10 protein-coding genes are annotated in these 12,472 nt (G+C 69.5%); 9 read left to right on the top strand and 1 reads right to left on the bottom strand.

The features are described from left to right. Positions 1-2: 2 nt before the first annotated feature. The 8 genes from murG (at position 3) to ACIQI8_RS11525 (ending at position 7,399) form a co-directional block, all read left to right on the top strand. Positions 3-1,097, top strand: a complete 1,095-nt coding sequence (gene murG, locus ACIQI8_RS11560; RefSeq protein WP_402347593.1) for an undecaprenyldiphospho-muramoylpentapeptide beta-N-acetylglucosaminyltransferase — start codon at positions 3-5, stop codon at positions 1,095-1,097. A gap of 139 nt (positions 1,098-1,236) precedes the next feature. Next, on the top strand, positions 1,237-2,034 hold the full coding sequence (locus tag ACIQI8_RS11555) for a cell division protein FtsQ/DivIB (RefSeq protein ID WP_402347590.1): 798 nt from the start codon (positions 1,237-1,239) through the stop codon (positions 2,032-2,034). A 277-nt stretch (positions 2,035-2,311) separates the two neighbouring features. After that, positions 2,312-3,517: a cell division protein FtsZ gene (ftsZ, locus tag ACIQI8_RS11550; RefSeq protein WP_401727363.1), complete on the top strand. Its 1,206-nt coding sequence runs from the start codon at positions 2,312-2,314 to the stop codon at positions 3,515-3,517. A gap of 13 nt (positions 3,518-3,530) precedes the next feature. Then, complete coding sequence (gene pgeF / locus ACIQI8_RS11545; RefSeq protein ID WP_402350372.1) at positions 3,531-4,268, top strand: peptidoglycan editing factor PgeF; 738 nt, start codon at positions 3,531-3,533, stop codon at positions 4,266-4,268. A gap of 6 nt (positions 4,269-4,274) precedes the next feature. Next, positions 4,275-4,994, top strand: coding sequence for a YggS family pyridoxal phosphate-dependent enzyme (locus tag ACIQI8_RS11540; RefSeq protein WP_402347587.1), 720 nt, complete (start codon positions 4,275-4,277; stop codon positions 4,992-4,994). A gap of 129 nt (positions 4,995-5,123) precedes the next feature. After that, positions 5,124-5,765: a cell division protein SepF gene (locus ACIQI8_RS11535; RefSeq protein ID WP_402347584.1), complete on the top strand. Its 642-nt coding sequence runs from the start codon at positions 5,124-5,126 to the stop codon at positions 5,763-5,765. 69 nt (positions 5,766-5,834) lie between these two features. Next, a complete protein-coding gene (locus ACIQI8_RS11530; RefSeq protein WP_007448661.1) occupies positions 5,835-6,119 on the top strand; it encodes a YggT family protein in 285 nt (94 codons plus the stop codon). Positions 6,120-6,172: 53 nt separating this feature from the next. Further along, on the top strand, positions 6,173-7,399 hold the full coding sequence (locus ACIQI8_RS11525; RefSeq protein ID WP_402347581.1) for a DivIVA domain-containing protein: 1,227 nt from the start codon (positions 6,173-6,175) through the stop codon (positions 7,397-7,399). A gap of 224 nt (positions 7,400-7,623) precedes the next feature. Here ACIQI8_RS11525 and ileS read toward each other — a convergent pair whose 3' ends face one another. Beyond that, positions 7,624-10,761, bottom strand: a complete 3,138-nt coding sequence (gene ileS / locus ACIQI8_RS11520; RefSeq protein ID WP_402347578.1) for an isoleucine--tRNA ligase — start codon at positions 10,759-10,761, stop codon at positions 7,624-7,626. Between the two features lie 598 nt (positions 10,762-11,359). Between ileS and ACIQI8_RS11515 the strand changes: the two genes are divergently transcribed. Continuing rightward, a complete protein-coding gene (locus ACIQI8_RS11515) occupies positions 11,360-12,469 on the top strand; it encodes a TraR/DksA C4-type zinc finger protein (RefSeq protein ID WP_402347575.1) in 1,110 nt (369 codons plus the stop codon). Positions 12,470-12,472: the final 3 nt, after the last annotated feature.

Here is a 12,472-nt window from a genome sequence, read left to right as displayed (position 1 = left end):
CGGTGCATGTCGTACTCGCCGGTGGGGGGACCGCCGGCCACATCGAGCCGGCGCTCGCCCTCGCGGATGCCCTGCGCAGGCAGGACCCGACCGTGGGGATCACGGCCCTGGGCACCGAGCGCGGCCTGGAGACCACGCTCGTACCGCAGCGGGGCTACGAGCTGGCGCTGATCCCCGCCGTCCCGCTGCCCCGCAAGCCCACCCCTGAACTGATCACCGTCCCGGGCCGGCTGCGCGGCACGATCAAGGCGACCGAGCAGATCCTGGAGCGCACGAAGGCGGACGCGGTCGTCGGCTTCGGCGGCTACGTGGCCCTGCCCGGCTATCTCGCCGCCAAGCGCCTGGGTGTGCCGATCATCATCCACGAGGCCAACGCCCGTCCCGGCCTCGCCAACAAGATCGGCTCGCGCTACGCGGCCAAGGTCGCCGTCTCCACTCCGGACAGCAAGCTGCGGGACGCCCGCTACATCGGCATCCCGCTGCGCCGCACGATCGCCACCCTCGACCGGGCCGCGGCCCGCCCCGAGGCCCGGCAGCTGTTCGGCCTCGACCCCAACCTGCCCACGCTGCTGGTCTCCGGCGGCTCGCAGGGCGCCCGCCGCCTCAACGAGGTGGTCCAGCAGGTCGCTCCCTGGCTCCAGCAGGCCGGCATCCAGATCCTGCACGCGGTCGGCCCGAAGAACGAACTGCCGCACGTACAGCAGATGCCGGGAATGCCCCCGTACATCCCGGTAAGTTACGTGGACCGGATGGACCTCGCGTACGCCGCGGCCGACATGATGCTCTGCCGCGCGGGCGCGATGACCGTCGCCGAACTCTCCGCCGTCGGACTGCCGGCCGCCTACGTCCCGCTGCCCATCGGCAACGGCGAACAGCGGCTGAACGCCCAGCCGGTGGTCAAGGCCGGCGGCGGACTGCTGGTCGACGACGCGGAACTGACGCCCGATTGGATCCGGGCGAACGTGCTGCCCGTGCTCGCCGACCCGCACCGGTTGTACGAGATGTCCCGCGCCGCCGCCGAGTTCGGCCGCCGGGACGCCGACGACCTGCTCGTCGGCATGGTGTACGAGGCGATCGCCTCGCACCGGCGCCAGTAACACGTCGGCGAGTGAGCCGAAGGGGTGCGCCGGTGTCGAGAGGTCGAGCGCGCTAAGGCCCGAAGGGCTGAGCACGGTCGGGCTCTCGACACCGGCTGAGGCGCCCCGGAGGTGAACCGAGCCAGGAAAGGGAGTGCGCGTGGCCGGATCGACCACCGCCGAACGCGGTGAACGCCAACAGGAGTCGTCCGGCCCGCCCCTCGTCCGAAGGCTCGGCGGTCCACGGCGAGTTCGTACGATCATCGTTCTCGCCCTCGCGCTGATCCTCCTGTCGGCCGCGGGCGTCTGGGTGTTGTACGGGTCCCACTGGCTGCGCGTTGAACGCGTATCGGTGTCCGGCACCTCGGTTCTGACGCCGGAACAGGTGCGCGAGGCCGCCGATGTGCCGGTCGGGTCACCGTTGATCTCGGTCGACACCGACGCGATCGAGTCACGTCTGCTGCGGAAATTGCCGCGAATCGGCGCGGTCGACGTGGTGCGTTCCTGGCCGCATGGAATCGGGCTGAAAGTGGCCGAGCGCACGGCGGTTCTGATTGTCCAAAAGGGCGGAAACTTCATCGAAGTGGACGGTGAAGGTGTCCGTTTCGCCACGGTTTCCCGAGCACCGAAAGGCGTTCCCGCACTCGAATTGAGCCTCTCCCGCACGGGTTCGTCCGCGGCGAGCCTGCGGCGATTCGGCGAGGACCGGCTGGTGCGCGAGGCGGTCGCGGTGGCCGGTGCCATTCCCGCCGCCGTCGCGCACGAGACCCGGACCGTCAAGGTGCGTTCCTACGACGAGATCTCGCTGGAGTTGAGCGGTGGTCGGACCGTCGCTTGGGGAAGTGGCGACAAGGGCGCGGCGAAGGCGCGTACGCTCACCGCTCTGATGAAAGCGGCGCCCGGTGCGCGGCACTTCGACGTCAGCGTTCCCACCGCCCCTGCGTCAGCGGGGAGTTGACGCACATCCGCGCAGGCCAGCACCCTGGCTGGGCATCGCTATGGCTGATCACATAGGGTGAAAAGAAAAACGGGAGGTTCGGCGTGTTCGTTGAACGTGCGCCACTTGTCGACTTAGTGTCCTGTTCGGAAGAGTCCAGCGAACAGTCACACTGGTAACCCTAAACTTCAACGTTAGGGTTCGGGTCGGCGATACGGACCGTCCCATTCGGCATCAGTCGTCGGATCGCATCCCCTGCGAAGCGACGACACGTAACTCGAGGCGAGAGGCCTTCGACGTGGCAGCACCGCAGAACTACCTCGCAGTCATCAAAGTCATCGGTGTCGGCGGCGGTGGTGTCAATGCCATCAACCGGATGATCGAGGTCGGTCTCAAGGGCGTCGAGTTCATCGCCATCAACACCGACGCGCAGGCGCTGTTGATGAGCGACGCCGACGTCAAGCTCGACGTCGGCCGCGAACTCACCCGCGGACTCGGCGCCGGAGCCAACCCGGCCGTCGGCCGCAAGGCCGCCGAGGACCACCGCGAGGAGATCGAGGAGGTCCTCAAGGGGGCCGACATGGTCTTCGTGACGGCCGGCGAGGGCGGCGGCACCGGCACCGGCGGCGCACCCGTCGTGGCCAACATCGCCCGCTCGCTCGGCGCCCTCACCATCGGCGTGGTCACCCGCCCGTTCACCTTCGAGGGCCGGCGCCGCGCCAACCAGGCCGAGGACGGCATCGCCGAACTCCGCGAAGAGGTCGACACCCTCATCGTCATCCCGAACGACCGGCTGCTGTCCATCTCGGACCGCCAGGTCTCGGTGCTCGACGCCTTCAAGTCCGCCGACCAGGTGCTGCTCTCCGGTGTGCAGGGCATCACCGACCTCATCACCACGCCCGGCCTGATCAACCTCGACTTCGCCGACGTCAAGTCCGTGATGTCCGAGGCCGGTTCGGCCCTCATGGGCATCGGCTCGGCCCGCGGCGACGACCGCGCGGTGGCCGCCGCCGAGATGGCGATCTCCTCGCCGCTGCTCGAAGCCTCCATCGACGGCGCCCGCGGTGTCCTGCTCTCCATCTCCGGTGGCTCCGACCTCGGCCTGTTCGAGATCAACGAGGCCGCCCAGCTGGTCAGCGAGGCCGCCCACCCCGAGGCCAACATCATCTTCGGCGCGGTCATCGACGACGCCCTCGGCGACGAGGTCCGGGTCACGGTCATCGCGGCCGGCTTCGACGGAGGCCAGCCGCCGACCCGCCGGGACACCGTCCTCGGCTCGTCCTCGACCTCGTCCTCCTCGTCGTCGGCGCGCCGCGACGAGCCCACTCCGGTACGGCAGTCCGAGAGCCGCCCGTCCTTCGGCTCGCTCGGCAGCGTCACGCCGAAGGAGGAGCCCGAGCCGGAGCCGGTCGCCGACCTCCCGGTCGCCCCGCCGGTCCCGCCGTCGCGCTCCTACTCGGACAGCGCGGCCGAGGAGCTGGACGTACCGGACTTCCTCAAGTGATCCTTCTGACGTGATGCAGCAACGCTCGGGAACGAGCACCGTGAACGGCGCGCATTTCGCCTTCACCGACAGGTGGGGCGGGGTGAGCGCCGTTCCGTACGAGCAGCTCAACCTAGGTGGAGCGGTCGGCGACGACCCCGAAGCCGTACGCACCAACCGGGAGTTGGCGGCCAAGTCGCTCGGCCTCGACCCCGCTCTGGTGGTCTGGATGAACCAGGTGCACGGGGCGGACGTGGCGGTGGTCGACGGACCCTGGGGTTCCGCCGCCGAGATCCCCTCGGTCGACGCGATCGTCACCGCCCGCCGCGGACTCGCCCTCGCCGTGCTGACCGCGGACTGCACGCCCGTCCTGCTGGCCGACCCGGTCGCCGGGATCGCCGCCGCGGTCCACGCGGGCCGGCCCGGCATGGTCGCCGGGGTCGTCCCCGCCGCCGTACGGGCCATGACCGAACTCGGCGCCGATCCCGCCCGGATCGTCGCCCGCACCGGACCCGCCGTCTGCGGCCGGTGCTACGAAGTCCCCGAGGAGATGCGCGCCGATGTCGCCGCGGTCGAACCGGCGGCGTACGCCGAGACGAGCTGGGGCACTTCCGCGGTCGACGTGACCGCCGGGGTGCACGCGCAGCTCGACCGGCTCGGGGTGCACGACCGGGAGCAGTCGCCGGTGTGCACGATCGAGTCGGGCGACCACTTCTCATATCGCCGCGATCGCACCACGGGGCGACTCGCGGGATATGTCTGGCTGGACTGATGGGACATGACGGACCGTAAGCACGAACTCGCCGGGAATCTGGCGAAGGTGGAGGAACGTATCGTCGCCGCGTGTGCCGCGGCGGGGCGCAAGCGGGAGGAGGTGACCCTGATCGTGGTCACCAAGACCTACCCGGCGAGCGATGTGCGGATCCTCTCCGAACTGGGCGTCCGGCACGTGGCGGAGAACCGGGACCAGGACGCGGCGCCCAAGGCCGCCGAGTGCGCTGATCTCCCGCTCACCTGGCACTTCGTGGGGCAGTTGCAGACCAACAAGGTGCGTTCCGTGCTCGGTTACGCCGATGTCGTGCAGTCCGTCGACCGTGCTCGGCTAGTCGGTGCGCTGTCGAAGGAGGCGGTGCGGCGGGAGCGCGAACTGGGCTGTCTGATCCAGGTCGCACTCGACGCGGACGAAGGGGGTCGCGGGCAGCGCGGGGGCGTCGGGCCCGACGGGATCGAGGAGTTGGGCGACATCGTCTCGCGATCGGAGGGGTTGCGGCTGGACGGTCTGATGACCGTCGCACCGCTGACCGGCCCCTACGCGGGACGCGAACAGGCGGCGTTCGAGCGGTTGATGGATTTGTCGACCGCGCTGCGCCGGAGCCATCCGGCTGCGAACATGGTCTCGGCAGGAATGAGTGCGGACCTCGATGAGGCCGTGGCGGCCGGAGCGACACATGTGCGCGTCGGTACGGCGGTACTCGGAGTCCGTGCTGGGCTCGGGTAACGTCGCCAGGAAGTCGGACCACAGTAGAAAATATGGTCATTACCGCCGAAAGGCGGGCGTAACGACCTCGTGGATCGCGGGCACTTGGCAGTCGTCAGCCGATCCACCACAGAGCGGAGGACTCAGAGCATGGCCGGCGCGATGCGCAAGATGGCGGTCTACCTCGGCCTCGTGGAGGACGATGGGTACGACGGCCGGGGCTTCGACCCCGATGACGACTTCGAACCCGAACTCGACCCAGAGCCCGAGCGGGACCATCGACGGCATGAGCCGTCCCACCAGTCGCACGTCGCACATCAGTCCCAACGGGACGAAGAGGTACGAATCGTGCAATCGCCCTCGCCTCGCGAGCCGGTGGCACGTTCCGCTTCGCTACCCGCGGAATCCGGGCGTCCGGCGCGCATCGCGCCCGTGGCGTCCATCACACAAGAGCGCGCCAGCCTGGAGAAGAACGCACCGGTGATCATGCCCAAGGTCGTGTCGGAACGAGAGCCTTACCGGATCACCACGCTTCACCCGCGGACCTACAACGAGGCCCGTACCATCGGGGAACACTTCCGTGAGGGCACCCCGGTGATCATGAATCTGACTGAGATGGATGACACAGACGCAAAGCGACTTGTCGACTTTGCGGCCGGTTTGGTGTTTGGTCTTCACGGCAGCATCGAGCGGGTGACGCAGAAGGTGTTCCTGTTGTCGCCTGCTAACGTCGATGTCACGGCGGAGGACAAGGCTCGCATCGCAGAGGGCGGGTTCTTCAACCAGAGCTGAGACACACCACCGGAAAAAGCAGTAAGCAGTACGTGCAGCACGGAAACAGGGGAGAGGGAAGCGCGGGTCATGAGCGTGGTTCTGGATGTCGTCTACATCGCGCTGATGTGCTTCCTCATCGTGCTCATCTTCCGGTTGGTCATGGACTACGTCTTCCAGTTCGCCCGCTCATGGCAACCCGGCAAGGCGATGGTGGTCGTTCTGGAGGCCACCTACACTGTCACTGATCCACCGCTCAAGCTTCTGCGGCGGTTCATTCCGCCGCTGCGTCTCGGGGGCGTGGCGCTCGACCTGTCCTTCTTCGTACTGATGATCATCGTCTACATCCTGATCTCAATCGTGAGCCGGCTGTGAGCGATGTGACCTACCGTCTTGCCGAATGCCGACGACTACGTTGAGGTGAAGAGATGCCGTTGACCCCCGAGGACGTGCGGAACAAGCAGTTCACGACCGTCCGCCTCCGAGAAGGCTATGACGAGGACGAGGTCGATGCCTTCCTCGACGAGGTCGAAGCCGAACTGACCCGCCTGCTGCGCGAGAACGAGGACCTGCGCGCCAAGCTGGCCGCCGCCACGCGCGCTGCTGCCCAGAACCAGCAGAACATGCGCAAGCCCCCGGAGGGTCCCGGCGGTCCGCAGGACCAGGGCATGCAGCAGGGAATGCCGCAGCAGGGCATGCCCCCGCAGGGAATGCCCCAACAGGGCATGCCTCAGCAGGGGATGCGAGGCCCGGGCGGCCCGGTGCCGGCCGGCATATCGGGCCCGCCGCAGCAGCAGATGGGCGGCCCCATGGGCGGTCCGCCCCAGCTGCCCAGCGGTGCGCCGCAGCTGCCCGCCGGTCCCGGTGGACAGGGCGGCCCGCAGGGTCCCGGTCCGATGGGCCAGGGTCCGATGGGCCAAGGCCCCATGGGCCAGGGCACGATGGGCGGCCAGCCCATGCAGCAGCAGATGGGCGGCCCGATGGGTGGCCCCATGGGCGGTCCGATGGGCGGCCCCGGTCAGGGCATGGGCGGCCCGATGGGCGGCCCCGGTCAGGGTCCCGGTGGCGACAGCGCCGCCCGTGTTCTCTCGCTGGCCCAGCAGACCGCCGACCAGGCGATCGCCGAGGCCCGTTCCGAGGCCAACAAGATCGTCGGTGAGGCGCGTTCGCGTGCCGAGGGTCTCGAGCGTGACGCCCGTGCCAAGGCCGACGCCCTGGAGCGGGACGCGCAGGAGAAGCACCGCGTCGCGATGGGCTCCCTGGAGTCCGCCCGCGCCACGCTGGAGCGCAAGGTCGAGGACCTGCGCGGCTTCGAGCGCGAGTACCGCACGCGTCTGAAGTCCTACCTGGAGTCCCAGCTGCGTCAGTTGGAGACCCAGGCCGACGACTCCCTCGCCCCGCCGCGTACTCCGGCCACGGCCTCCCTGCCGCCGTCCCCGGCGCCTTCGATGGCCCCGGCTGGCGCGAGTGCCCCGTCCTACGGCGGCAACCAGGGCATGGGCCCCGGCCCGGCCGGTCCGTCCTACGGCGGCCAGCAGCAGATGTCCCCGGCCATGACCCAGCCGATGGCGCCGGTCCGCCCGCAGGGCCCCGGTCCGATGGGCCAGGCGCCCTCGCCGATGCGCGGCTTCCTGATCGACGAGGACGACAACTGACCGGCCATGGCCAGTAGTACGCCGTAGTCGGCGGTAGCGTTCAACAGGGCGGGGCCCCGGATTTCGATCCGGGGCCCCGCCCTTTTACGCGCGTTGGGGGTTGATCGTCCGGTTGGCCGTGCGGTTGGTCGTCCGGTTGACCGTGCCGGCCGTGTTGACCGTACGGAGAAGGGCCCGGCCCCCGAGTGGGGACCGGGCCCTTCCTGCTCGCTCAGGCCGGCCGACTACGCCTTGCGCAGGCGGAAGGTGAGGGACAGGCCCTCGTCGGTGAACGGCTCGCCGTAGCCGCCGTCGGCCTCGCCCTGGGCGAAGTCCGTCGCCAGCACCTCGTCGGCGATCAGGGCCGCGTGCTCGGACAGGGCCGCGATCACCGCGGGGTCGGTCGACGTCCAGCGCAGGGCGATCCGGTCCGCCACGTCCAGGCCGCTGTTCTTGCGGGCCTCCTGGATCAGCCGGATCGCGTCACGGGCCAGGCCCGCCTGGCGCAGCTCCTCGGTGATCTCCAGGTCCAGGGCGACCGTGGCGCCCGAGTCGGAGGCCACCGACCAGCCCTCGCGCGGGGTCTCCGTGATGATGACCTCGTCCGGGGCGAGGGTGATCGTCTCGCCGTCCACCTCCACCGAGGCCGTGCCCTCGCGCAGCGCCAGGGACAGCGCGGCCGCGTCCGCGTTCGCGACGGCCTTGGCGACGTCCTGGACGCGCTTGCCGAACCGCTTGCCCAGGGCGCGGAAGTTGGCCTTCGCGGTGGTGTCGACCAGGGAGCCGCCGACCTCGCTGAGGGACGCGAGCGAGCTCACGTTCAGCTCCTCGGTGATCTGCGCGTGCAGTTCGCGGTCGAGGGCGTCGAAGCCGGTCGCGGCCACCAGTGCGCGGGACAGCGGCTGACGGGTCTTCACGCCCGACTCCGCGCGCGTGGCGCGGCCCAGCTCGACGAGCCGGCGCACCAGGACCATCTGCCGCGACAGCTCCGGGTCGATCGCGTCCAGGTCCGCCTGCGGCCAGCTGGTCAGGTGGACGGACTCCGGGGCGCCCGGCGTGACCGGGACGACCAGGTCCTGCCAGACCCGCTCGGTGATGAACGGGGTGAGCGGGGCCATCAGTTGGGTGACCGTCCCGACGACCTCGTGCAGGGTGCGCAGCGCGGCCTTGTCGCCCTGCCAGAAGCGGCGACGGGAGCGGCGGACGTACCAGTTGGACAGGTCGTCGACGAACGCCGACAGGAGCCGGCCGGCGCGCTGGGTGTCGTAGGACTCCAGAGCCTGGGTCACCTGGTCGGTGAGCGCGTGGAGTTCGGACAGCAGCCAGCGGTCCAGGACGGGGCGGTCCGCCGGGGCCGGGTCGGCCTCGCTGGGCGCCCAGCCGGCCGTGCGGGCGTACAGGGCCTGGAAGGCGACCGTGTTCCAGTACGTCAGGAGCGTCTTGCGGACGACCTCCTGGATGGTGCCGTGACCCACGCGGCGTGCCGCCCACGGCGAACCGCCTGCCGCCATGAACCAGCGCACCGCGTCGGCGCCGTGCTGGTCCATCAGCGGGATCGGCTCCAGGGTGTTGCCCAGGTGCTTGGACATCTTGCGGCCGTCCTCGGCGAGGATGTGGCCCAGACAGACCACGTTCTCGTACGAGGACTTGTCGAAGACCAGGGTGCCGACCGCCATCAGCGTGTAGAACCAGCCGCGGGTCTGGTCGATGGCCTCGGAGATGAACTGCGCCGGATAGCGCGACTCGAACAGATCCTTGTTCTTGTACGGGTAGCCCCACTGCGCGAACGGCATCGAACCCGAGTCGTACCAGGCGTCGATGACCTCCGGCACGCGCACGGCCGTCTTGGCGCACTTGGGGCAGCCGAAGGTGACCTCGTCGATGAACGGGCGGTGCGGGTCGAGGTCCGACTGGTCGGTGCCGGTCAGCTCGGTGAGCTCCGCGAGGGAGCCGATGACCGTGAGGTGGTCGTCCTCGCAGCGCCAGATCGGCAGCGGGGTGCCCCAGTAGCGGCTGCGGGACAGCGCCCAGTCGATGTTGTTGTCCAGCCAGTCGCCGTACCGGCCGTGCTTGACGGTCTCCGGGAACCAGTTGGTGTTCTCGTTCTCCTGGAGGAGGCGGTCCTTGACGGCCGTCGTGCGGATGTACCAGGAGGGCTGCGCGTAGTACAGGAGCGCGGTGTGGCAGCGCCAGCAGTGCGGGTAACTGTGCTCGTACGGCACGTGCTTGAACAGCAGCCCGCGGTCCTTGAGGTCCTCGGTGAGCCTTTCGTCCGCCTTCTTGAAGAAGACGCCGCCGACCAGCGGGACGTCCTCGGCGAAGGTGCCGTTCGGGCGGATCGGGTTCACGACCGGGAGGCCGTAGGCGCGGCAGACCTTGAGGTCCTCCTCACCGAAGGCGGGGGACTGGTGGACCAGACCCGTACCGTCCTCGGTCGTCACGTACTCGGCGTTGACCACGTAGTGGGCGGGCTCCGGGAACTCCACCAGGTCGAACGGACGTTGATACGTCCAGCGCTCCATCTCGGCGCCGGTGAAGGTCTCGCCGGTGGTCTCCCAGCCCTCGCCGAGGGCCTTCTCGAAGAGCGGGGCGGCGACGACGAGTTGCTCCTCGCCGTTGGTCGCGACGACGTAGGTGACGTCGGGGTGGGCGGCGACCGCGGTGTTGGAGACCAGCGTCCAGGGGGTCGTCGTCCACACCAGGAGCGCGGCGCGGCCGGCCAGCGGACCGGAGGTGAGCGGGAAACGGACATAGACCGACGGGTCCACGATCGTCTCGTAGCCCTGCGCCAGTTCGTGGTCCGACAGACCCGTCTCGTCGCGCGGGCACCACGGGGCGACGCGGTAGTCCTGGACCAGCAGGCCCTTGTCGAAGATCTGCTTCAGCGACCACCAGACCGACTCGATGTACTCGGGGTCCATCGTGCGGTACGGGTCGTCGAGGTCGGTCCAGTAGCCCATGCGGGTCGTGAGCTCGGCGAAGGCGTCCGTGTGCCGGGTCACCGACTCGCGGCACTTGTCGTTGAACGCGGCGATTCCGTACGTCTCGATGTCCTGCTTGCCGCTGAAGCCGAGCTCCTTCTCGACGGCGAGCTCGACCGGGAGGCCGTGGCAGTCCCAGCCGGCCTTGCGGGCCACGTGGTAGCCGCGCATCGTGCGGAAGCGGGGGAAGACGTCCTTGAAGACGCGGGCCTCGATGTGGTGGGCACCCGGCATGCCGTTGGCGGTGGGCGGGCCCTCGTAGAACACCCACTCGGGGCGGCCCTCGGACTGCTCCAGGGTCTTGGCGAAGATCTTCTGCTCACGCCAGAAATCGAGCACGGCGTGCTCCAGCGCGGGCAGGTCGACCTGGGCGGGCACCTGGCGGTACGTCGGCGTTGTCATCAGCGAGCTTCCTCCGGCGGACTTTCCGTTCCGTCCGGAGGGACGAGAGCTGATGTCGTACGCCGTCCTCGGCGCGCTCCCGCGGTACCACCCTCCTTGGTCCCCCGGCGCACCCTGCGCTTCGGCGGACCCCCTCATTGGGGTCGCGATGCCGGTTCTACTGGCCCCTCACGGGCGTTCCTCCGGCGGCTCCGGGGTGATCTTCACGTCGCGCTCGCCCCCGGGCTTCCACCGTCCCCGGGTCGCTCTGGGCTGCGTACGTCGCTACTCGTCCCCATCCACGCTTTTCGCTCCGCCCAGTGTACGGCGCCGCACGGACAGCGGCCGACCGGATTTCGCGCTCCGCGGGCGGGCATGCCGCGAGCTCGGGGAACGCCCTGGTGTGACCCGAATGGCGCGGTACGCGTGTTCGCATCCTGGGATGCGCGATCGGACGGGTTACCCCGCCGGGAGCTGGGCACAACGCATGAAGGCTTGCGGAGCGGCGCGCGCGAGCCGGCGAATCGGGCGGTGCGTCCCGTTGCTGCGGGGCTGAAGTCGATTTATCGTCCCAGCACGATTCGCGTGCAAGATCACAATATGTGAAGGGGCCGCGGCCATGGTGGCGAAGAAGACCGCCGTACAGCAGTCGGCGTCCGGAAAATCCACGCATGTCTCCGGTGGCGCGGCCAAGGATGTGAACGGCAAGAAGAGCACGGCCAAGAAGGCGGCGACGAAGACGGTCGCGAGGGCGGCCAAGAAGGCGGGCGAGGGGGAGGGGCCGGAGAGACCCGGGGCCACATCGGGGGCTTCGGGCAGGGCGAAGACGGCGGTCGGCGAGAAGACGGTGGCCCGGAAGGCCGTCCCGAAGAAGGTTGTCCCGAAGAAGGCCGTCGCGAAGAAGGCCGTCACCAGGCAGTCCGTCACCAAGGAGGCCGTTACCAAGGAGGCCGTCACCAAGAAAGCGGCGGCCAAGAAGGGCGTCGCGAAGACCGCGAAGACGAAAGCCGCGGCGACGAAGACCGCGGCGACCAAGGAGGCGGTCCCGAAGAAGGTGGTCGCCAAGAAGGGCGCCGCCAAGAAAACGGCCACCAAGAAGGCAGCCGCGAAGAAGACGGTCACCAAGAAGGCGGGTACGAAGCCGGCGGTCACCAGGACCGACGGCACGCAGTCCGCAGGAACCAAGCGCAAGAGCACGGCCAAGAAGGTGGGCGCGGCGCGGGCCGCGAAGGAGACGGGAGCCACGACGGTGGTTGCGAAGAAGACCCCTGGCACGGCCACGGCGGCGAAGACCGCAGTCCCCAAGGCACGCCTCGCCGCGGCGGCGGAGCCGGGCGAACTGGCGGTACGCCCGGGCGAGGACCCCTGGACGCCGGAGGAGGTCGCCGAGGCGCGGGCCGAACTGCTGTCCGAGGCGCAGCGGCTGCGCGAGGAGATCGCGTCCTCCGAGAGCGCCGTCGCCCGTCTGATGCGGGACTCCGGGGACGGCGCGGGCGACGACCAGGCGGACACCGGCACCAAGAACATCACGCGCGAGAGCGAGATGGCGCTGGCCGCCAACGCGCGCGAGATGCTGATCCAGACCGATCACGCATTGGAGAAGCTCGACGCGGGCACGTACGGCCTGTGCGAGAACTGCGGCAACCCCATCGGCAAGGCCCGCATGCAGGCGTTCCCGCGGGCCACCCTGTGCGTGGAGTGCAAGCAGAAGCAGGAACGCCGGTACTGAGGG

Origin of the sequence: Streptomyces sp. NPDC092369 (genome assembly GCF_044755245.1) — a bacterium.
GTDB lineage: Bacteria > Actinomycetota > Actinomycetes > Streptomycetales > Streptomycetaceae > Streptomyces.
This window is presented reverse-complemented; position numbering and strand designations above follow the sequence as displayed.